At 55.4% G+C, this 22,660-nt stretch carries 16 protein-coding genes; 2 read left to right on the top strand and 14 right to left on the bottom strand.

Annotation, left to right across the window (positions count from 1 at the left end):
* Positions 1–101: 101 nt before the first annotated feature.
* On the top strand, positions 102–1,295 hold the full coding sequence (locus BMW31_RS11235) for an ROK family transcriptional regulator (protein WP_091825837.1): 1,194 nt from the start codon (positions 102–104) through the stop codon (positions 1,293–1,295).
* A 92-nt stretch (positions 1,296–1,387) separates the two neighbouring features.
* On the opposite strand, the gene BMW31_RS11230 is transcribed toward BMW31_RS11235, so the two are convergent.
* From BMW31_RS11230 to BMW31_RS11220, 3 genes are all read right to left on the bottom strand, one after another.
* Positions 1,388–2,089: a hypothetical protein gene (locus tag BMW31_RS11230; RefSeq protein WP_091825833.1), complete on the bottom strand. Its 702-nt coding sequence runs from the start codon at positions 2,087–2,089 to the stop codon at positions 1,388–1,390.
* Positions 2,090–2,135: 46 nt separating this feature from the next.
* Positions 2,136–2,816: a hypothetical protein gene (locus tag BMW31_RS11225; protein ID WP_091825830.1), complete on the bottom strand. Its 681-nt coding sequence runs from the start codon at positions 2,814–2,816 to the stop codon at positions 2,136–2,138.
* Between the two features lie 1,031 nt (positions 2,817–3,847).
* Entirely contained in the window at positions 3,848–5,557 is a 1,710-nt protein-coding gene (locus BMW31_RS11220; protein WP_091825827.1) for a Na/Pi cotransporter family protein, read from the bottom strand.
* Between the two features lie 516 nt (positions 5,558–6,073).
* Between BMW31_RS11220 and BMW31_RS11210 the strand changes: the two genes are divergently transcribed.
* Positions 6,074–7,735, top strand: coding sequence for a nucleoside kinase (locus BMW31_RS11210; protein WP_091825822.1), 1,662 nt, complete (start codon positions 6,074–6,076; stop codon positions 7,733–7,735).
* Between the two features lie 915 nt (positions 7,736–8,650).
* Here the strand turns inward: BMW31_RS11210 and BMW31_RS11205 are convergent.
* From BMW31_RS11205 to BMW31_RS11155, 11 genes are all read right to left on the bottom strand, one after another.
* The gene (locus BMW31_RS11205; RefSeq protein WP_091825819.1) at positions 8,651–9,136 is read right to left on the bottom strand and encodes a pyruvate ferredoxin oxidoreductase; all 486 of its coding nucleotides are present in this window, start codon (positions 9,134–9,136) and stop codon (positions 8,651–8,653) included.
* Entirely contained in the window at positions 9,126–9,638 is a 513-nt protein-coding gene (locus tag BMW31_RS11200; RefSeq protein ID WP_091825816.1) for an RNA polymerase sigma factor, read from the bottom strand. The genes BMW31_RS11205 and BMW31_RS11200 overlap by 11 nt, the downstream gene beginning before the upstream one ends.
* Before the next feature lie 95 nt (positions 9,639–9,733).
* The gene (gene argB, locus BMW31_RS11195; protein WP_091825813.1) at positions 9,734–10,555 is read right to left on the bottom strand and encodes an acetylglutamate kinase; all 822 of its coding nucleotides are present in this window, start codon (positions 10,553–10,555) and stop codon (positions 9,734–9,736) included.
* A gap of 530 nt (positions 10,556–11,085) precedes the next feature.
* Complete coding sequence (gene speA / locus BMW31_RS11190) at positions 11,086–12,978, bottom strand: biosynthetic arginine decarboxylase (protein WP_091825810.1); 1,893 nt, start codon at positions 12,976–12,978, stop codon at positions 11,086–11,088.
* A gap of 56 nt (positions 12,979–13,034) precedes the next feature.
* Complete coding sequence (locus BMW31_RS11185) at positions 13,035–13,613, bottom strand: shikimate kinase (protein WP_091825900.1); 579 nt, start codon at positions 13,611–13,613, stop codon at positions 13,035–13,037.
* A gap of 53 nt (positions 13,614–13,666) precedes the next feature.
* A complete protein-coding gene (topA, locus tag BMW31_RS11180) occupies positions 13,667–15,982 on the bottom strand; it encodes a type I DNA topoisomerase (protein ID WP_091825807.1) in 2,316 nt (771 codons plus the stop codon).
* A 452-nt stretch (positions 15,983–16,434) separates the two neighbouring features.
* On the bottom strand, positions 16,435–16,971 hold the full coding sequence (locus tag BMW31_RS11175; RefSeq protein ID WP_091825804.1) for an NUDIX hydrolase: 537 nt from the start codon (positions 16,969–16,971) through the stop codon (positions 16,435–16,437).
* 3 nt (positions 16,972–16,974) lie between these two features.
* The gene (locus tag BMW31_RS11170; protein ID WP_091825800.1) at positions 16,975–18,408 is read right to left on the bottom strand and encodes a sialate O-acetylesterase; all 1,434 of its coding nucleotides are present in this window, start codon (positions 18,406–18,408) and stop codon (positions 16,975–16,977) included.
* Between the two features lie 11 nt (positions 18,409–18,419).
* Positions 18,420–19,490, bottom strand: coding sequence for a glycoside hydrolase family 26 protein (locus tag BMW31_RS11165; RefSeq protein ID WP_091825796.1), 1,071 nt, complete (start codon positions 19,488–19,490; stop codon positions 18,420–18,422).
* A 2-nt stretch (positions 19,491–19,492) separates the two neighbouring features.
* The gene (locus BMW31_RS11160) at positions 19,493–21,811 is read right to left on the bottom strand and encodes a cellulase family glycosylhydrolase (RefSeq protein WP_091825792.1); all 2,319 of its coding nucleotides are present in this window, start codon (positions 21,809–21,811) and stop codon (positions 19,493–19,495) included.
* Positions 21,808–22,260, bottom strand: coding sequence for a T9SS type A sorting domain-containing protein (locus tag BMW31_RS11155; RefSeq protein WP_091825897.1), 453 nt, complete (start codon positions 22,258–22,260; stop codon positions 21,808–21,810). Before BMW31_RS11155 ends, BMW31_RS11160 begins: the two co-directional genes overlap by 4 nt.
* Positions 22,261–22,660: the final 400 nt, after the last annotated feature.

Raw genomic sequence — 22,660 nt, 5'->3', positions numbered from 1 at the left:
GGAGCAGGGCTCACCGGTTCGGCAACACGGCTTGCGGCTTTTAACTTCTTTGTCTTCCTTAGCTTCCTTAACTTCATAAACTCATAATCAAAACAACAACTATGGCAACTATCTTTAGCAACGACAAGGATAATAAGAACGACTCACTCAAGAACAGAATCCTTGAGTGCTTCATACTCGACGGCAACTCCACCAACACCGACCTGGCCAAGGAACTGGGGTTGAGCGTGCCGACAGTGTCCAAGCTCATCAACGAGATGACCGAGGAGGGCTTTGTCAACGAATACGGAAAGCTGGAAACTGCCGAAGGGCGTAAGCCCAATCTCTATGGACTGAACCCCGACTCGGGTTACTTCATCGGCGTAGACATCAAGCAGCAAGGACTCAACATCGGACTGATGAACTTCCGAGGCGACCTCGTCGAACTCCTGAACAACGCCCCCTACGAACCGCAGAACACCGAAGCATCGCTCGACGAGCTCTGCCGGCACATCCGGGAGTTCGTTGCGAACCTAAGCATAGATACCCGCAAGATACTTGACATCGGCATCAATATCTCCGGACGCGTAAACCCCGACACCGGCTACAGCTACAGCATGTTCAACTTCTCCGAGCTGCCCCTCACCAAGCTCATGGAGGAGAAGCTCGGCTATCCCGTGAGCATAGACAACGACACGCGTGCCATGGCCTTCGGCGAGTACATGCAGGGCTGCGTCAGGGGCGAGAAGAACGTACTCTTCGTGAACTTGAGCTGGGGACTGGGCGTGGGCATCATCATCGACGGACAACTCTACAAGGGCAAGTCGGGCTTCGCCGGAGAGTTCGGCCACATCCATGCCTTCGACAACGGCATCCTCTGCCACTGCGGCAAGAAAGGATGCCTGGAGACAGAAGCATCGGGCAGTGCCTTCTGCCGCGTGGTAAAGGAACGCATCGCCGCCGGCGAGACCTCCGTACTCTCGGCTAAACCGCTCGACGAAATCACCTTCGACGATGTTATCGAGGCCACCGAGCGCGAGGACCCGCTCTGTCTCGATGCTCTCGAAGGCATCGGGCTCTATTTGGGCGAGCATGTGGCCAGCCTTATCAACCTCTTTAACCCCGAGTTGGTCATCATCGGCGGCACCATGTCGTTAACGGGCGACTTCCTCATGCACTCCATCCGCACCTCCATCCTCAAGTATTCGCTCAACTTGGTCAACAAAGACACCCATCTCTGCATCTCCAAACTCAAGGAACGGGCCGGCGTGGTGGGGGCCTGCATGCTGGCGCGTAAGTATGTGCTGGAGATGTAACCCCGCCGCCTAACGCCCCAACACGCCAACAGCCATGCCCTGCAACTGCGGGACATGGCTGTTGAAGTTTAACCAATAAGGTGCTAACCCTCTTATTCTATTTGTATCTTTGCATCCTCATAATAGACGTTGTCCAAATCCGGAACTTCCGATCGCTTGGTTTGTAGTATTCGGAACTTCAGTAAAGCATCTGGAGCAGTTTTCTCTATCGTTTCCGGGTCAACCTTAATGTTATAATTAGCATCAAATATCATTGGGAACTCTTTGCCTTCGTACGTTTTTATCATAATGTAATAAAAATGAGGCATGAAAAAAGTACTCACAAGTCCGGTATATACTCCCGTAAGCGGATGGTCAGACCATTTACTCCGGTCCTGATTGTTTGGCGTGCAAGGTTCTATAATACTTAAGGCTTCTTCAGGTGAATAATTAACATCCTTATCACCCGGTTCACCATAAAATTCCCTGCCTTTCAATACAAACTTAATGCTCATTCCCTTTTTGAGCTCTTGGTTCATTTGGTAGGTTTGGAACCTCATCTTTTTTGGTTTCCACGGTATGAAGTTCTCACCCTCGGGAGTATTGGTAATGAATACATGCGTCCAGTCGGCATCAGTTTCCATAACTTTAGCTTCAAAATAGCCTGGCTTGTCGTAAAACACACATTTTGCAGGCGATAGTATCAGGTCATAAGTAGGGTTCTGTTGATATTCTTCCTCGTCGCTACTGCAACTGGCAAAGCATCCCAACAACAGGGAGAGCAATGTGAGTTTGTGAATGGATATTGTTTTCATTGTGTAAAAGTTCTAATAGTTGTTTAACTAATGGGCATGCCAAGCATTAATCTTCTATCTTTATCTTTGCATCCTCGTAAAACGACATGTCGTATAAAGTGAGATCCAGTTTGCTCTCCAATATGTGGAACCGAGCCTTTTCCGAGTCAGACAAAGCTGCTAATTCATCAGGAACAGGACTTACAGTAATATAATACTCACCTTTTAGCCGTCTTCCTTCATAGGTTTCTAAACTGATGAATATTGATGTCTGTCCGGGATGGTAAATAAAATCTCCTGTGAACAGTCCTGTGTACGGATAGACAGCCCACTTGCTTTTGTCCTGATTAATGCCAGTGTATGGCCTAACGATGCCTAAATCTTCTTCTTCCTCAATGTCTTTGTTATCGTATCGTGCCATTAAGACAAACCTGATGGTCATGCCTTTTGTCATGTTCTGCTTCATTTGGAAAGTTTCAAACTTCATTTTTTTAGGCTTCCATTTCCATAGGCTCTCGCCTTTAGGTGTTTCTGTAATGACAACATGGGTCCAGTCAGCATCTGTTTCAATAACTTTCGCCTCGAAGTATCCCGAGTTAGCATAGTACATACATTGTATGTCTGGCAAACGAAGGTCGTAAGGGTCATCTCTTCGCTGCTCCTCTTCATCTTCGCTGCATGCGGTAAAGCCCAGTATGAGGAGCAGGGAGAGTAATGTGAGTTTAAAAATGGATATAGTTTTCATCATGTTTGTTTTATTTGATAGGTTAGTGTAATAGGCTGATTAATCTCTTTCTATTTTACAAATATAGGCAAATATCGGGCACATTGTTCGCGTTCGTGGTTAATAAAAGTTAACAAATAGGCTTGTGTTAACATATTCTGACGCTGCGATATGTGAAAACCAGCGGTGTATGCGCAGCTGGCGCGGAGTGTTAAATCAAAGGAGTATTCTTTCCGGAACTGACTTTGCTCTTTGTCCGGACTTTCTTTTCAGGGTCTTTTAGGGCTGGAAACAGCAACCTTAATCATGTTTTCCTGCAGGGCGTAAGTCAGCGGCTCGTGGCAGGGAGCAGGCTCGCGCCTTTCCCGGAGCTATGCTTCAAGAGGCTTGGATGTATCTTTCAGGGAGCTTGAAGATGTCCTTCAAGAGGGTTGAAAGGCACCATTTGTTTTCCCGTTCGCAATTGATTGGTTTTTAATAGTTTACAGGCATCATCGGGAAAAGGTTTTTCCTGCTGCTATCATCCCCTCCTATCCTCCCCTTTCTAAGGGGAGGAAAAGCTGCTGGTGCTGATTTCAGACAGAGTAACAGAGTGTTTTTTTGCTGCTGAGGGTTTCCTGCCGGGTTCCTGCTGCGGGTGAAAGGCAGAGTAACAGAGTAGTTTTTTGGCTGCTTGAGTTATCAAACGGGCGGGAGACTGATGAAAGAACAGACTACAATATCCACAGGTCAAACCTGTATCCTCCCCTTGGAAAGGGGAGGTTAGGAGGGGATGATTTGCCTTGCTTCTTTGCTCATAGCAGCTATTTGGTCATCCCCTCCTCCGCCTCCCCTTTCCAAGGGGAGGATACCAGTTAGCCTTTCCGCTCACCGTTCCTTATTCATTGCTGCCAACAGTCAACCTCCCAGCAGCAAAAAAACTACTCTGTTACTCTGTCTTTCAAACGCAGAAGCAACGAAAAACTACTCTGTTACTCTGTCTCCAAAGCACAGAAGCAGCGAAAATAAAGCCCTTCTACCCTGTCCTACAACCGAAGGAGGCCCGCTGCAGCAGGCTACACGTTCTGCTTGAGGCCCATGCGAGCCTCCACGACGTTAATCACGTAGTCGCCTAACTTTTCGCATTCCTGGATGATGTCCATGTACATGGTGCCTATGCCGTAGGTGTACTGGTGGTTGTCTACGTCGTTGATGTTCTCCGTCTTGAGCTGGTCGCGGAAGCTGTTTATTTCGTTCTCGATGTTGAGCGAGCGCTGCGCGTCCATCTTCTCGCGGTGACCGGTGAGCAAGGTGTTCATCTGGGTCAGCGCATCATCAGTGAGTTCAAACATCTGGTGTATGTTGTCGTACTGCCCCTCTGTGAACTCCTCCTTGTTTGTGAGCTTGCGGTGGAGCGTGCGGGCGATGTTGTAGCAGCTGTCGCCTATGCTTTCAATCTCGCTGATTTCGCGCAGCATGACGCGTATCTTGCCCTTCGTGTCGTCGCTCAGGTGTGCGTTGCTCACCTGATCCAGGTACTTGGCAATCTCTATCTCCATGTTGTCGCTGATGCCCTCGTACTTCTCAATGCGCTCATAGAGCTTGCCGAAGGCCTCTGCATTCTTGATGCCGAGCAGCTCGCGCACCATGCCGAACATGCGTTGTATGCGCTCCGCGAAGCTTTCTATCTCCTTCTGGGCCTCGAAGACGCTGAGTTCCGGCGTCTTCATGATGCCCACCTGGATGAAGCGCAGGCGGAAGTCCTCGTCTTCCTTGCTGTCCTTGGACTTGATAATCCAGCACACTGCTTTCTCCATCTGCGGGATGAACCAGATGAGAACGAAGGTGTTGGTGACGTTGAAGCAGGTGTGGAAGGCGGCCAACACGATGGGCAGCTGCACTGCCTTCTGTGCTGCGGAGGCCGAGCCGGCCGGGTCGTAGCCCACGAGGCTGCACACCATGTTGACAAACGGATAGAAGAGCAGCATGACCCACGTAACGCCAAACACGTTGAACAGCAGGTGGGCAAAGGCTGCCCGCCGTGCCTGGGTGTTGGCTCCCAGGGCAGCAAGGTTGGCGGTGGCCGTGGTTCCGATGTTTTCTCCCATCACCAGGGCTATGCCGAGGTAGATGGGCAGCACGCCCGTGGAGCACAGCATGATGGTGATAGCCATCACCGCAGCCGAGCTCTGCACCACGCACGTGATGAGGGTGCCTATGAGCAGGAAGACGAGAATGGTGAAATGGCTGCCCGTATCGAAGCTGGAAAAGAAGTGTACGGCCTCCGGATTGTGCTCCAGGTCAAGCTCCTTGCCGGCCGTACTGAGCAGTACGAGGGCGAAGAAGAGGAAGGCGATGCCGAAGAGAAAGTCGCCTATGTAGCGCCGCCGCTTGCTGTAAATGAGCATGATGCCCACGAAGAAGGCCGGAAACACCGCCATCGTGAGGTCTACGTTGTAGCCTAACGACATAATCCAGGCCGTGAGCGTGGTTCCGATGTTGGCTCCCATGATGACCGAGATGGCCTGTCCCAGGGTGAGCAGGCCGGCGTTGACGAAGCTCACCGTCATGACCGTGGTGGCCGATGAGCTCTGCACGGCGCACGTAATGAACGTACCCGTAAGCATGCCTGTAAAACGATTGGTTGTCATGGCTCCCAAGATGTGTCGCAATTGCGAGCCGGCCATCTTCTGGAGTGCCTCGCTCATCACCTTCATACCGTAGATGAGAAGGGCCAGGGAGCCGAGGATTTTGAGCAGAATAACAAGATAATTACTTGTTGTCATATAGTAGCTATTGAAATGGATAATTCAATTTCGTTACAAAGATACGAAAAATTAGCTGTACGGTTGCCTTTGCCACCGTATTTTTTTACATCCGGCAGCTTTGCCGCAGCTTTTCTCCGGCGGCAGTGCAGCCTGCCGGCAGCTTGCCCGGTCGGCGTTTGTGCGGCAGCCGTTCCGCCCCTTCGGCATGCCGCCTGCACAGCTGCCGGCGCGGCCCTTGTACAGGGCGGTTTTGGCAGAGGTATCGTTCAAGGCTCTTAAACGATACCTTCAAGCCCCTTGAACCTGTCCTTCGGCGTCCTTGAACGATAGCTCCGCCGCCGGCCGTGCTTACGGACAGGGGCAATTGATAAAAAAAACAAACGGGCCTGCAATTATGACCAGTCTCTTGGCCGGTCTCGATTTTTATTGCTACCTTTACCCGAGCCAAGGCGCAGAGACGCCGGGCGACCCTGCTGCAGCACGGCAGCAGGCGGGCTGGCGTAGCGAAGCAGAAACCAGAAACAACATAAACAAATGAAGCAAGTACTTAAAGTAAGATGTAAAAACAACGGCCAGACGCAGGAAGTTGCTGTGGGCAGCACGCTTGCAGAGGTCTATGACGCACTGAATCTCAAGATGTCCTACGGCCCCATCTCGGCCAAAGTGAACCATGTAGTGGAGGGACTGCACTTCCGCCTTTACCACAACAAGGACGTAGAATTTCTCGACATGCACACCGGCTCGGGCTCTCGCGCCTACACGCGCACGCTCTTCTTCGTGTGCTGCAAGGCCATACACGACCTCTACTCCGGTGCCGAGGTGGTGATAGACATTCCCGTGAGCAAGGGCTACTACGTGAACCTGCAGATTGGCCGGCCCGTTACGGTGGCCGACGTGGATGCCATCCGCCGCCGCATGCAGGAGATTATAGAGGCCGGCATACCCATTACGCGCCACGAGGTGCCCACGGAGGAGGCCGTCAAGATGTTCACCGAAAAGGGCGACGAGGCCAAGGTGAGGCTCCTGGAGAGCATCGGCACGCTCTACACCGTCTATTATCAGCTCGACGACTTCGTAGATTACTTCTACGGAGCGCTGCTCACCAACACCCGCGACCTGTACCTCTTTGGGCTCGAACCCTATCATGAGGGGCTGCTGCTGCGTATCCCTTCGCTCTCCGAACCTTCGGAGCTGAGCCCCATGCCGCAGCAGGAAAAGATGTTCGAGGTGTTCAAGGAGCACCACAGGCTGCAGGAGATAGTGGGCCTGCGCACTGTGGGCGACCTGAATGCAGCCGTTGCCGAGGGCCATGCCTCGGAGGTGGTGAACGTCAGCGAGGCACTGCAGGAGAAGAAGATATCACGCATTGCCGACGAGATTGCTGCCCGCCGCGATGTCCGCCTGGTGCTGCTGGCAGGCCCGTCGTCGTCGGGCAAGACCACAACCTGCAAGCGTCTGTCCGTCCAACTGCTTGCCAACGGCATCAAACCGCTGCAGATTTCGCTCGACGATTACTTCGTTGACCGCGAGCACACGCCAAAAGACGCCAACGGCGAGTACGACTACGAGAGCCTGCACGCCCTCAACATCCCGCTCATCAACACCCAGTTCAAGGCGCTCTTCGCAGGAGAAGAGGTGGAACTGCCCAAATACAACTTCCAGACAGGACAGAGCGAACAGAGCGGAAAGAAGCTGAAGATGAACCCCAACAACGTGCTCGTGGTGGAAGGCATCCACGCCCTGAACCCCGAACTCACCGCTCAGATACCCGAGGAGCAGAAGTATCGTGTCTACATCTCGGCCCTTACAACCATCCTGTTGGATGATCACAACTACATTCCCACGACCGACAACCGCCTGCTGCGCCGCATCATCCGCGACTACAAGTACCGTGGCGTGAGCGCGCAGGAAACCATCAGGCGCTGGCCTTCGGTGCGGGCAGGCGAAGAGAAGTGGATTTTCCCCTTCCAGGAGAATGCCGACGCCATGTTCAACAGCGCCATGCTGTACGAGCTGGCGGTAATCAAACAGCAGGTGGAGCCGCTCTTGGAGCAGGTGCCCGAGAGCTGTGAGGAGTACAGCGAGGCCTATAGGCTGCTGCGTTTCCTCCGTTATTTCCGTCCCGTTCCCTACAAGCAGCTGCCCCCCACGAGCCTGCTGCGCGAGTTCCTGGGCGGCAGCAGCTTCAAGTATTGATGCCTTAGGCAGAGTGGGTTGTGGTTAAAGATTGAGTAACAGATTAGTTCTTTCGCTGCTTCTGTGTTTGAAAGACAAAGTAACAGAGTAATTTTTCCGTTGCTGGGAGGTTGTTTGTTGGCAGCGATGAATAAGGAACGGTGAGCGGAAAGGCTAACTGGTATCCTCCCCTTGGAAAGGGGAGGCGGAGGAGGGGATGACCAAATAGCAGCTATGAGCAAAGAAGCAGGGCAAATCATCCCCTCCTAACCTCCCCTTTCTAAGGGGAGGATACTGGTTTGACCCGTTGGTATTGCAGTCCGTTCTTTCATCAGTCTCCCGCCCGTTTGATAACTCAAGCAGCAAAAAAAACTACTCTGTTATTCTGTCTTTCACCTGCAGCAGGCCCCGGCAGGAAACCTTCAGCAGTACAAAAACTACTCTGTTACTCTGTCAAAAATCAGCACCAGCAGCTTTTCCTCCCCTTAGAAAGGGGAGGTTAGGAGGGGATGAGGGCAACAGGAAAAACCTTTTTAAACTGCAGCCCGTAAACTATTAAAAACCAACAAATTACGAACGGGAAAACAAAAGGTGCCTTTCAAGCCCCTTGAAGGGCACCTCCAGGGGGCTTGAAGGTATCGTTCAAGAGGCGTGAAAGGCATCTTCAACCAGCGTAGAAATGAATGGCGGTTGCGCCTTAGGCAGCAATACGCAGTTTTATTACTCTGTCTTTCACCCTTCGCAGCAGCCAAAATACAGTTTTGTTACTCTGTCCTCGACACGGCGGTGCATAAAAAACAGGGACTGCAAAGCTCTCGTTCGAGCGGCAGTCCCTTTCCTACGTTAGTATGTTATGAAAAATTTGAGAGAATTGAAACTTCACAGTTTCTTTTTTGTTTTACTAAACATGATTTTATAGAGAAAGCATAGAAATATCTACTTGATGATTGTCGGCGTGGCTGTGGGCTGGATGCTGCTCTGCTGGAGCGTGTCGATAACAGATGAATCGCCCATTGCCACGGAGGTGCCATGCTGCACCTTGTTGTATTCGTTGCTGCCGGCATTGGCGTAAGGGTCGGCATCCTGGCCGAACGGAACCTGCATGGCGTTGCCCAGGGTGAGCAGGATGGCCACCACGGCAGCTGCCTTGAACAGTGGCCGGAGCCGCTGCGGCAGGGTTACGAGGCGTGCCTTTACGGGCGCAGGTTCCTCTATGAGGGCCGTTATCCTGGCGTCGAAAGCCTCGTCCAGTACATCTTCTTTGACCTCGCTCTGCTGGTATGCGAAGAGCTCCCGGTAGGAGCGAAGCTCTGCCGGCACGTCTTTCTGGCTGAAGAACATGCGGAGTATCTCCTCTTCTTCAAGCGATGTATCGCCTTGCCAGTAGCGCTGCAGGAGTTGTTTGATGTATTTATAGTCCATAATCGTCGTATTCTTTAAACCGTTGCTTAATCGTTTGCCGGGCGCGGAAGATGTTTACTTTCACTTGCTCTTCGCTAATGCCCAGTATGGTTGCGATTTCTTTGTAGGGTTTTCCTTCGAAATCGCGGAGCTGCATGCAGCTCCGCTGCTTTTCGGGGAGCCCGTCTACGAGTCTTCTGACCAGTGAGATGCGGTCTTTCTGTATCATTTCCTCGTAGGGATTAGATGCCTGGTCGGCCCGTTCTGTGGGTGTTTCGTCGAGCGAATCGTTTTGGTTTTCCGCCTTCTTGAGCCTGTCCAGGGCCAGATTTCGGCAGATGGTGAGGCTAAAAGCCTCAATAGATTCTATCTCGTTCCAGTCCTCCCGCTTGTTCCAGACCTTTATCAGCGTGTCCTGCACGATGTCTTCTGCCTCTTCTCTGTTGAGAGTGATACGCAGCGCCAACCGATAAAGAACATTCTTCAGCGGCAACACATCGTTACGGAAACTGATATCTTTCATCTTCTCTCTGATTAAATGACGAACCAAGAATGGATTAGTTACAAACCGGTTACTGATTTTCGCCGTATTTAACTGTCGTTAACACGCGGCTTTCTTCAGCTTCTGATAACCGTGCCATGCCGCCCGTCGATGGCCGTGGCCAGTGTGATGATAACGCTGCTTACGCCGGCGTCGACGGCTGCCAGCGCGTTTTCTATCTTCGGTATCATGCCGCCGGCGATGGTGCCGTTGGCTACGTGGCGGTTGAAGTCGGCCCGGTTGATGACGGGTATCACGCTCTCGGCGTCGGCCGGGTTGGCCAGCACGCCTTTCTTCTCGAAGGTGTAGATGAGCGTAACGTCGTATTGGGCGGCCAGGGCTTTGGCCGTTTCGGCGGCTATGGTGTCGGCATTGGTGTTGAGCAGGTGGCCTGCGCCGTCGTGGGTGAGGGGTGCCATGACGGGTGCTACGCCCGAGGAGATGAGCTGGCCGAGGCGGTCGGCGTCCACGTTGTCCACATCGCCCGCGAAGCCGAAGTCCACTTCGGTCTTCTCCGCGGTTCCCCCTGCACCTTGACCGGGCAGCGTCATGACCACGGGCGGGCGGCGATGGGAGCGTATGACGTCCATGTCGGCGCCCGTGAGTCCGAGCGCGTTCACGCCGCGAGCCTGCAGGCGGGCCACAATGTTCTTGTTAACCAGCCCGCCGTAGACCATCGTCACCACCTCCAGCATGTTGCTGTCGGTAATGCGGCGGCCGCCTACCATCCGGTTTTCTATGCCGAGCGCGGCTGCCACCTTGGTGGCCCGGCGGCCTCCCCCGTGCACCAACAGCTTGTTGCCCGCAATGGCCGAGAAGTCAGAGAGCAGACGGTCGAGTTGCGCCTCGTCTTCAACGATGGCGCCGCCTACCTTTACGATGGTGAGTTTTGGTTTCATATCTTGCTGTAAAACGTACGTTCGCGAAATTTCATCCAGATGCTTCGTAAGCCTTTGAGTACCAGAGTATTGCTCTTGCTTGTGGCAACCCGGTTTTTTGGAGGTGCCTTTCAAGCCTCCTGAAGGATACCTTCAAGGCCCTTGGCCGATAGCTTCAAGCGGCTTGAATGGCAGCTTTGTTCAGCTTACTCGTTTTGGAAGTTAAAGTAGATAGAAGAAGTTAAGGAAGTTAGAAGCCGTTAGCGGGAGGCTTGGTTGTTTTGGAAGAGCTTTTTAAGAAGTTAAAGAAGTTAAGGTAGATAGAGAAGTTAAAGCCGTAAGTCGGCCCTCTGAGCTTCGTTCTGTTGGCCCTCTGAACTCCAGTCCATTGGCTTTAACTTCTTTAACTTCTTACATTATCTTCCTTAACTTCTTGCTTTATCTTCTTTAACTTCTTGCTTTATCTTCCTTAACTTCTTGCTTTAACTTCTTTAACTTCTTACATTATCTTCTTTAACTTCTTACATTATCTTCCTTAACTTCTTGCTTTCCTACTCCAAGTACGTGTAGCCGTAGAGGCCGGAGCGGTAGTTGGAGAGGAATTCCTTGCCCTCGTCGAGCGATATCTTGCCCTGCTTTACGCTCTTGGTAACCCACTGTTCGAGCTGGCGGACGAGCTTCTTGGGGTTGTACTGCACGTAGTCGAGCACCTCCTCTACGGTCTCGCCGTCGAATATCTGGTCGATGCTGTACCGTCCGTTGTCCACACTGATGTGCACGGCGTTGGTGTCTCCGAAGAGATTGTGCATGTCGCCGAGTATCTCCTGGTAAGCTCCCACGAGGAAAACACCCAGGTAGTAGGGCTCGTTCCTGCGCAAGGGGTGAACCGACAGCACGTGAGACACGCGGCCGTCGGCCACGAAGTTGGCTATCTTTCCGTCGGAGTCGCAGGTTATGTCCTGCAGAGTGGCGTTGCGTGTTGGGCGCTCGTTGAGGCGCTGTATGGGCATGATGGGGAACAGCTGGTCAATGGCCCACGAGTCGGGGAGGCTCTGGAAGAGCGAGAAGTTGCAGAAGTACTTGTCTGCAAGCAGCTTGTCGAGGTTGCGAAGCTCATCGGGCACGTGCTTCATCGACTTGGCCAGCGTGTTTATCTCGTGGCACACGCTCCAGTACATGCTCTCTATCTCGGCCCTGGTCTTCAGGTCAACGATGCCGTGAGCGAAGAGTTCCAGCACTTCATCGCGTATCTGTTCGGCGTCGTGCCAGTCTTCAAGCATGGTGCGGGGGTTCAGGTTGCACCATATCTCGTAGAGGTCCTTCACCAGCTGGTGGTCGGTCTCCTTGGCTTCGAACTCCTCCGGCATCTCCGGTAGGCTGGCTGTCTCGAGCACATCGATAACAAGCACGGAGTGATGGGCGGCCAGCGAGCGTCCGCTCTCGGTGATGATGTTGGGGTGCTGGATGCCGTTTTTGTCGGCGGCTTCCACGAACGTGTACACACAATCGTTGACATACTCCTGTATGGAGTAGTTGACAGAGCTCTCGGAGTTCGAGGAACGCGTGCCGTCATAGTCCACTCCGAGGCCTCCGCCGCAGTCAACGAAGTCGACGTTGTAGCCCATCTTGTGCAGGTTTATGTAGAACTGGGCGGCTTCACGCAGTGCAGTCTGGATGCGGCGTATCTTGGTTATCTGGCTTCCTATGTGGAAGTGGATGAGCCGCAGGCAGTCATGCAGCCCTTTCTCGTCGAGTATTTTGAGCGCTTCGAGCAGTTCCGAGGAGGTTAGACCGAACTTCGAGGCGTCTCCTCCGCTCTCTTCCCACTTGCCGGAGCCGCTTGATGCGAGCTTGATCCTGATGCCCAGGTTCGGCATTACGTTGAGTTTCTTGGCTGCGCGGGCAATGATTTCGAGCTCGTTGAGTTTCTCCACCACGATGAAGATGCGCTTTCCCATCTTCTGAGCCAGCAGAGCCAGCTCGATGTAGCTCTGGTCCTTGTAGCCGTTACATACGATGAGCGAGTCGCTCTGGCACTGAACGGCTATCACGGCGTGCAGCTCCGGCTTCGATCCTGCTTCGAGTCCGAGGTTGAACTTGCGGCCATGACTGATGATTTCTTCCACCACCGGCTGCATCTGGTTTACCTTAACGGGGTAGATAATGAAGTTTTCGCCCTTGTAGTTGTACTCTTCCTTGGCCCGCTGAAAGCAGCTGGCGGTTTTCTCGATGCGGTTATCGAGAATGTCGGGAAAGCGCAGCAGCACCGGCGATGATATGTCGCGCAGCGCCAGCTCGTCCATGACTTCGCGCAAGTCTACCTGCGTTTTGTCCTTGCAAGGCGTCACGTAGACGTTGCCCTTGTCGTTGATGCCAAAGTAAGAGGTGCCCCATCCGTTGATGTTATAGAGCTCCTTGGAGTCCTCAGTTGTCCATTTCTTCATGTTGTTGTTTGGGTTTGCGGGCCCTGGGAGCCCGTTGTTGATGTGTTGTGCCGTATTTACAGGCCTAATAATGTCTTGATTTGGCCTACCGTAACCTTAATTTTGTCGTAGTGGTCCAGCAGGTCCACGTTGATTACATGGCGTGCTTTCAGGTAATAGGGCTCGCGGGCGAGCAGCTGTTCGCTGACGAATTGCTCCATCTCCTGCTGCGTCTTGCCCAGCAGCAGCGGCCTGACGGTGCGCCCCATCTTGAGGTGCTGGCAGAGCACTTGTGGCGAAGCCTTCAGATAAACGGTTGCTCCCTGGAGGTTGAGGTAGTCGATGTTGTCGAAGAAACAGGGCGTGCCGCCGCCGCAACTGATGATAACGCCCTCGAATTCGGCCACCTCGTGCAGCATGTTATGCTCTATACGGCGGAACCCCTCTTCACCTTTTTCGTCGAAAATCTGCTTCACCGAGCGGTGCATACGCGTCTCTATGTACCAGTCGAGGTCGTAGAAAGGCATGCCGAGTTCCTTGGACAGCGCGTGCCCGATGGTGGTTTTGCCCGCCCCCATGTAGCCGATGAGGATGATGCGGGGCGGCTGCGGCCTTTCTCCTGCCGTGTTGTGCGAAAGCAAATCGTTGTCAGTCATCATGATGTTCCGCTCCCCCTCCCTCTTGAGGAGGGTGGGGAGAGGCCGCTTGTTTATTTCTTTTTCGCCGTTCCGTTCACTATTTCCATGCACTGCTCGTAGCTTAGCTCGGCGGCCTTGTCATGCAGCGCCTTGGGCATACGGTAGTTCTTGCCGTCGTAGGCGATGTAAGGGCCGTAGCGACCGTTGAGCACTTCCAGCTTTGCATCTTCGCTGAACGACTTCAGGTGGCGCTGTTTCTCCTGCTCGCGTTTCTTCTCCAGCAGGGCTACAGCTGTCTCCAGCGTTACCGTCATGGGGTCTTCGGTCTTGGGCAGGCTCACGTATTTCTTGTCGTGAAGCACGTAGGGGCCGAAGCGTCCGGCACCTATCACCACCTTGCTGCCTTCGAACTCGCCGATGGTACGGGGCAACTGGAACAGCTCCAGGGCCTCGGCCAGGGTGATGGTCTCGATGCTCTTCTCGGCCGGAATCTGCGAGAAGCGCGGCTTCTCCTTGTCATCGGCCGAGCCAATCTGCACCACCGGGCCAAAGCGGCCTATCTTCACGAACACCGGCCTGCCGCTCTCGGGGTCGATGCCCAGCTCGCGTTCGCCGGCCTTGTGTTCCGAGCGGGCCGACATGACCTCGTCTACCACCGGCTCGAAGCTCTTGTCGAAGCCCTTCATCATGTGCGTCCACTCCTCTTTACCCTCTGCTATGCGGTCGAACTGGCTCTCTACGCGGGCCGTAAAGTTATAGTCCATAATCTCGGGGAAGTGCTCCATCAGGAAGTCGTTCACCACGATGCCGATGTCGGTAGGCAGCAACTTGCCCTTCTCGTTGCCCACCGTTTCCTTCTTCTCCTTGGCAGTTATCTTGATGCCTTTGAGCGTATCGACGGTGTAGCGGCGCTCTTCGCCCTTCTTGTCGCCCTTTTGCACGTACTCCCGTTGCTGTATCGTGCTGATGGTTGGGGCGTAGGTAGACGGCCGACCGATGCCGAGTTCCTCCAGCTTCTTTACCAGGCTGGCCTCCGTATAGCGTATGGGGCTCTGCGAGAAGCGCTCGGTAGAGGCAATCTCGCGGCGGGTCAGCTCGTCGCCTACGTTCATGGAGGGCAGCGTGTGGGCAAACTCGTCGGGGGCGTTGGTCTCCTCCTCGTCGGTCGACTCATGGTAAACCTTCTGGAAACCGTCGAAAACAACCACCTCGCCGTTGGCTATGAACTTCTCGTCGGCACCCTCTATGTCGATGGTAACGGTAGTTTTCTCAATCTGCGCGTCGGCCATCTGGCTGGCTGCCGTGCGCTTCCAGATGAGGTCGTAGAGCCTCCGCTCCTGCATGGTGCCCTCTATCTTGGTCTCGCTCATGTACGTTGGGCGTATGGCCTCGTGTGCTTCCTGGGCGCCCTTGGAGTGGGTGTGGAAGTTGCGGGGCTTGCTGTAAGGCTTGCCGTAGAGCTTGATAATCTCGTCCTTGCTGGTGTTGATGGCCAGTGAAGAGAGGTTCACGCTGTCCGTACGCATGTAGGTGATGCGTCCGTTCTCGTAAAGATGCTGCGCCACCATCATGGTCTGCGTTACCGTAAAGCCCAGTTTGCGGGCTGCCTCCTGCTGGAGGGTTGACGTGGTGAACGGAGGAGCGGGCACGCGCTTGAGCGGTTTCTTCGTTATTGCGTCCACGCTGAAGCGTGCGTCCTTGCATTTCTCGAGGAAGGAGGTGGCCTCCTCGTGCGTACGGAAGCGCTTGTCGAGCTCGGCTTTTACCTCCGAGGCCGAGCCGTCGGCATGGGTGAGGCCGAAGATGGCGTTCACGCGGTAGTACGGTTCTGACTTGAAGGCCTGTATCTCGCGTTCTCTCTCAACGATGAGTCTGACGGCCACGCTCTGCACACGGCCTGCGCTGAGCGCCGGTTTTACCTTTCGCCACAGCACGGGCGAGAGCTTGAAGCCCACGAGGCGGTCGAGCACGCGGCGTGCCTGCTGCGCATTGACCAGGTTCATGTCCAGATGGCGCGGGTTCCGGATGGCCTCCAGAATGGCCGGCTTGGTGATTTCGTGGAACACGATGCGGCTGGTCTTCTCTTCGTCCAGCCCCAGCACCTCGCACAGGTGCCAGGAGATGGCCTCTCCCTCGCGGTCCTCATCGGAGGCGAGCCATATCTTGCGGGCGGCCTTCACGTTCTTCTTGAGCTCGCTCACGAGCTTCTTCTTCTCGTCGGGAATCTCGTACGTGGGCTCCATCGTCTGCTCGTTGATGCTCAGTTCGCGCTTCTTGAGGTCGCGGATGTGCCCGTAGCTGGACATCACCTTGTAGTCCTTGCCGAGAAACTTCTCAATGGTCTTGGCCTTGGCAGGGCTCTCTACTATCACTAAATTGTCTTGCATATCCTGTAATGGTAATCTATTTGGAGCGCAAAAGTAAACAAAACTTTTGCATATACATTATTATATAGGGTTATTTTCTGTTTTTTTAAGTTTTTAACAAGTTTTCGGTAACGGCTCCGTTGCCCGTCTCCGGCGGCCCGGAGGCCTTGCAGCAACGCCACGGGAGCGTGCGGACAGCGGGCCGGAGCATGGCCGGCGGCGACCCTGCAGCCAACGACCGGCAAGGACGGAGACACCACCCGAAAACCCTGCCCGGCAGGAGCGGATTTCATGCACGTGTCTTTCAAGGCGACTGAAGGGCATGTTCAAGCCCCTTGAAAGGCACCATCAAGGGGCTTGAAGCACACATGTAGGCAAACCGCCCTGTACATGGGCCTTAGCAGCAGGCCTGCAGGGCGGCTCCGGCTCCGCATCCGTGAAGCCGAAACAACGAACAACCGGACTTGATAAGCTCAAGTCCGGTCGTTCCCGTTTTCATGCAGAAAGCGCGTTACGGCCTTGCGGACGGACTCCAGGCCGAAGTCCCCAGGGGCTATGTCGGCCGGGTTCAGCCACACGCACTCGCCTGCATCGTCCATGGGGTGGGCCTCATCGGCGTTGCTGACCCGGCAGCGGAAGAAGGCGTCGAGCGTGGGAATGGTCATCCCGCTGTAGCTGTAGCGGTTCGGAATGCTGAAGAGATACGTGGCCGAAGTTATCTCGAGGCCGGTTTCCTCCATGACTTCGCGGCACACGCCCTGCTCCAGCGTTTCGCCTATGTCGCAGAAGCCGCCCGGCAGGTCGAGCGTTCCGCGGGCGGGAGAGCGGCGCCGGCGCACGGCCAGCAGCTGCCCCCGGTCGTTCAGTATGAAGGCGGCATTGGCGGCGCTGGGGTTCATGAAGTACTCGAAACCGCAGTCGGCGCAGCGCTTGCTCTTGCCGTTTTGTATCTTGAAGCGGCTGCTACCGCACACCGGACAGTAGCAGAACTTGTGCAGAGGGTGGCTCATGGCTTACCAGTTATCGGTCCGGAAGGGGAACAGAGGCAAGCCCGCCTGGTTGCGGGCGTTACCAAGTTGGAAGTTGCGGAAGCAGTATCGCACGGCCACAGGTGCCGGTACGTCCTTGCAGGTCACGATAACGCCCTGCTCGTGGGTATAGCGCGCCGTGGCCGGATGGAACACCCTGTCGGCTCCGGCCACTTCAAAACCCTCGATGCCCTGCAGGGGCGAGAGGCCGTCATACAGGTTGTTGAGCGTGATGTAGCACGTACCGCCCACGGTCTTCATGCTCCCGAACGACGGGCTCTCGCACATCAGCTGCTCCATGCCGTACTGTTTCTGCAGCGCCATGAAGGCCAGCCGCTCGCCCACTTGCCGCTTCTGCGCGGGGTGTATCTGGCTGTACTCGTAGGGATAGACCAAATCCTGCGTGCACACAATGCCGCTGTTGGCTATCACCTTGGCAGCCTCAAACTGCTGCTCGCGCAGCTTCGGGCCCCAGTCTCCGTTCACGTCGCCGTTCTCGTAGGGCGCTATCTGCACGAAGTAGAACGGCAGCTGGCCCTGTGCAAAGTCGCGGCGCCACTGCTCGACGAGCAGTTTCAGCCGCTCGGTGTACTGTCCCGCAGGGTCGCCTACGTTGGAGCAGCCCTGATAGAAGAGGATGCCCTTGACGGTGTAGTTGAGCACCGGATGGAATGTTCCGTTGCCCCAGACCAGCGGACGGGTCCACTCCTGGCTGTACTTCTTCACGATGGCGCCCGTGTCGAGCGGCTCCTGCGTGTGCGCTTTCAGGTTCTCGCGGTCCAGCCAGCTCTCAACACGGCTGCCGCCCTTATTGGCCAGGATGAGCCCCACGGGCAAGTCGAGCGCCCGGTTGAGCATTCGGGCGAAGAAGTAGCCCGTAGCGCTGCAGTCGGCCACGTGCTGCGGGCCGGCCTTCAGCCACTGGCAGGGGGCGTCGTCGAGCGGTTTCATGCTCATGGTGCTCGGTATCTTGGCGTAACGGATGCCCTTGTGGGCGGCCGACTCGGCCACGGTGGCGTTGAAACCTTCGACCGGACAGCCCCAGAAGCCGCGCACCGGCATCTCCATGTTGCTCTGTCCGCCGCACACCCACACCTCTCCGGCCAGGATGTTCTTCACCGTCAGGGCCTCTCCATCATCAAAGACGATGGACAGGGGGGTGTAAGAAGCCTTGGGCGTTGTTACCTTTACCTGCCACCGGCCGTTCTTGTCGGTGCGCGTCTGGTACGTCTGGGCGTTCCAGGATACCGTTACCCTGACCGTTGTGCCGGGCTTGTCCCAGCCCCAGAGGCGGGCTTCTGTCTGCTGCTGCAGCACCATGTTGTCGCTGATAAGGTGCGGGAGGCGCACCTTGGCCTGTGCCGTGGAGGCCGTGAAGAGGGCCACGGCTGCCATGAGAATTGTCTTTATCCGGTTCATTTCCGTTGTTTTCAGTTTTCTGTTTGCTTCAGATAGAGCCCGTTGAGGCTGCTCAGGAAGATGGTGGAGGGGTCGTTGTAGAGCGTCATGAAGCTCTTGATGAGGCTGTTGTCGGCCCCCGGCCAGGGCGCGAAGAAGTGCTTCTGCGCGTATTCTCCGTGGTTGCTGCCCAGCAGGAGGTACGAGAGGCGGTTCTGCTGCAGCAGAGGCAGCAGGGTGGAGGAGAAGTAGGTGGAGTCCGGCAGCCCCTCTATGCCCGTGGTAATGCCTGCTACCTTGTTGTATTCTTGCGCCAGTCGCACCACTGCGGGCACCATGCGCTCCATCACCCGGCGGTAGGCAGCCTCGTTGGCCTGTGCCTGCGGCTGCATGAAAGTAAAGTTGATAACCTGCGTTTCGTCAACGGGCAGCCGGCTGCCGAAATGTTCCGGCCGGCCGTCAAAGCTCTCGGAATAGCCGAAGAGCACGTTGGTAACCTGTTCGTCGCGCAGCCATTGCACCGTCTGCCGGTACAGGCGGCGGTACTCCTGGGGCGAGAGACGGGCGTACCAGGTACCCGGCGAGAGCGGAAAAGGAAAGAGAACGACGGGTGCCTTGATGCCGTAGCCGTCGTGCAACGAGCCGAGATAGGCTGCCAGCTTGCGCACCCAGCCGTGCAGCAACTGCTCGTTGCCGTTGGGATTGGGGGCCGTCCAGGTCATCAGGATGAGCCCGCCGTGACGGAAAAAGCCGACGGCATCCTTGCTGATGAGGCTGAAGGGGATGCTGTCGGCATTGGTTTTGAGGCCGCGCTCGATACCGCACAGCTCGTAGGCGTTGACGGCCGGCCGGTCGTTACAGATGCTGCGGAAGTCGCTGCGGGCGCTGTCGCCCTGCCAGCCGATGCCGCGCAGGGTGCCGTACTGCTGCCCGATGAGCACGCCCTTGCCCACAAAGCGGGGCAGGTTGGCCTCTAAGTTCTCCGTCCGAACGGTGCGGCCGCTGTCGCCCAGCTCGTCGTACGACTTCTTCTTGCCGCCGCACGAGGCTACGAGCAGGGCGACTATGGCAGCACCGGCCATGTATGTGAGTTTGCTGTTCATTGTCATTCGTTGTATGCCTGCTTCATGGCAGCGACCACGGTGGGCAGTGTCCACTTGGGTACTGTGCGGTCCGAGCCGTAGAAAATGCTCGACCAGTAGATGGTGGCGATGCCCAGCGGCTTGGCCTGGCGTATCATGTCGGTGGCCTGGTCGGCAGCAGCCTGCTTCAGCTTGTCGGTCGATGAGCCTTCTACCTGTACGCCGTCGCCGTGAGTTCCGTACTCACCGATGATGACGGGCACGCCCTGGCTCACGAAGCGACGGTTGAGTTCGGAGAACATCTCCTTAATGGTATTGCTGCAGGTGGTGTTCCATTCGCCGTAGGTTTTAATCCAGTTGTAGGGGTCGTAGGTGTGAACCTGGACGGCAAGGTGGCCTTCGGTCTTGTCCGCAGGTACCTTGAAGTTGTTGAGAACCTCTGTACCGTGGGCTCCGGCGTAGGTGTTCACAATCAGGTTTCGGGTGGAGTTGTTGCCTCCCGTGGTCCGTACTGCGTTCACGAAGCTCTGCGCGTAGCTGTTCAGCGGTGCATAGCTGCCGGCGTTCTTGGGTGCGTTCCAGGTGTTGTCGGCATCGAGCATCTCGTTGTAACCCTCGAAGAGCAGATGCTGGTCGTAACCTGCAAAGCGGTTGGCTATCTGCGTCCAGAGTTTCTCAAAGCGTGCCTTGTTGGCCGTATAGTTGCCGGCATCGGCCTTTATCCAGGCACCCGCGCCGGCTGCCGTGTCGTGGTGTACGTTGAGAATGCAGTACATGCCGGCGTTGATAACGTAGTCTACCACCTCCTGTACACGGTTCATCCAGGCTTCGTCCACGTTTCCGTCGGCGTCCATGTGCTCGTACCAGGTTACGGGAACGCGCACGCAGTTGAGCCCGCCCTGCTTGAGGAAGTTCATCATGGCCTGTGTCGTGACGGGCTGACCCCAGCAGGTTTCGTACTGACTGATGGTTTTGCCCTTGCCGATGCCGTTGGCGTCGAGGGTGTTACCGAGGCTCCAGCCCAGCCCCATGTTGCGTACGGCGTCCTTGGCACTCTCGTTGTTGGTGGTTGCCTGGAGGTTTACCTGGTCTCGGGTGATGACGTAACTCTGGCTCATGGCATCCTTCCACCAGCTGTTGTCGGGCATGCTTTCGCCGTACCAGGGCATGAAGTAGAGCCACTTGGCACCACTCTGCCACACGTCGGATATGTTGGCAAAGGGCGTCTGGCCATTTCTTCCGCACTCGGCCAGCGCCACCATCTTGCCTTCATGGCGTGAGGAGATTTCTTGGAACTCTGTTTGGTTGGCCTTGGCCGCAGTGCCGTAGAGGTCGCGGCCGATGATGTCAACGTACTCGTTGCCCGGGTAGAAGTCGCTGTCGTCATTGTACTGGCTGCTGTCGCCGTTGTAGTTCTGTGTCGTCCAGGTCCATATCAGGTTGTGGATGCCCTTCTCCTGGAAGTAGTTGAACATGGTTCGCCAGAGGCTCTTGTAGGTTTCGGCACCGTCGGCACCCCACCAGAACCAGGCTGTAGCCCAGCTGGCAGGCGTCTTGTGCATGCTGTTGCCGGCCCCTTCGTGGAAAGGTCGCCAGAGTGCTACAATGCCCGCATCCTGCAACTTCTGCAGAACAGCGGCCACCTTGTCCATCTGCTGGTAGAACCACCGGTACTCCCACGTGCCGCTCCTGAGGGCATTGGAGGCCTTGAAGGTGGTCTTGTCGGTCGAGCAGGTAACGCCCGAGCCGTCTGTTCCGGGCACTACGCCCTCGGCGGTGGGCACGTTGAAGTGCCACATCAGCGACACGATGCCGCCTGCCCCCGCCCATTCGGTTACGGGAGTGATGTCGTCGTAGTTTATCCAGTTGTTCTTCGGAACGTATATCTGGATGAAGTCGTAGCAGTTGATGGCGGGATACTTGCCCGTTGCCTGCTGAATCTTGTCGGCCTCCTGGTGGTTCCAGTTTACGTTGGCCATCACGGCCGAGAAGATTTTACTGCCGTAGTTCATCTTCAGATACTTGTAAAGGCGCTTGGTGTTGTCCAGCGCCGCCTTGTCGGCCAGGGTGATGTTGCTCACGTCGCTCTCGTGGTAAACGTTGAAGATGACGTTGCTCACCTCGTCTACTTTCCACTTATCAATCTGTCCGAAGTCCTCCATGCCCTGCATGTAGTTGCCGAATGTGGCGTCGGCATTGAACTGGAGCTTCGGGAATTGGTTGATTTTGAGCGTCTTTGATTGACCGTCCTTGGTGTTGACGGTGTAGGTGTCGGTAGCCGCCTGCGCGGTTACGTTCAGCGAAATGAGCGCTGCAAAGAGGGTGAAGATTAGTTTTTTCATTTCTTGACGATTTTTACAGATTTGCCGTTGGCGTTGACAATGTAGATGCCCTGCGGCAGGGCGTCGAGGCTGACGACGGTGGCTTGGGCCGTGTGAGAGGTTACTGCGGGCACTGCCGTGCCGTTGACGGCGAATATCCTGACAGTGGCGCCGGCGCCGGGAATGACCAGGCTGTTGCCCTGACGGGTGAAGCCGCCGGCCGACTCAATCCCGTCAATGCCGCTGGCAGTGGTAAAGGTAAAGGTCTTTACTTTGTAGAGGTCGTATTCCAGCGTCTCGGCACCGGCCGTGATGGTCATCTTGTCGGCCGCCATCACGACGGTAGGCTGTGTGGAGAGGGCAAAGGTGTGGGTGGCGTTGTCGCTGAACGTAACCACGAGAACCCTGTCCTCGGCGCCTGCGGTGAGCGCGGCGGCCAGCGTGAAGAGCGTGAGTAGTAGTTTTCGCATGTGCATGTATTGAATGGTGAAACAGAAAAATGTGGCGCGGTTGATAGTCCGACCGCGCCACAAAGTTATGATTTTTTTCGCAAATCCGGAATGAATTCCGCGGCTAAAAGGCTGTTTGCGTTCTGCTCCGCGCGGTTTCCGGCGGTGCCGGATGCTCCGGCTGGGGTTGCCGGAAACCTGTTCAGGCGGGCTTGCAGACTATCGGGAAGAAGTTTCGACACCTGTCGAACAATCGTGTGACACCTGTCGAACGATTGTGTGACACTTGTCGAAACTTCCCGAAGCATGTCTTCTGGAACCCGGAAGTGTCCTGTCCTGGATTTAGTTGACAGTTTTTGTAGTTAAATGTTCTTTAGGTTGACAATAAATTTCTTATGTGGAAATATAGTTGTCAGGTTTT

Origin of the sequence: Prevotella sp. kh1p2, assembly GCF_900111525.1 — a bacterium.
Lineage (GTDB): Bacteria > Bacteroidota > Bacteroidia > Bacteroidales > Bacteroidaceae > Prevotella.
The sequence above is the reverse complement of the archived record's forward strand: the minus strand, read 5'-3'. Positions and strand labels throughout refer to the sequence as shown.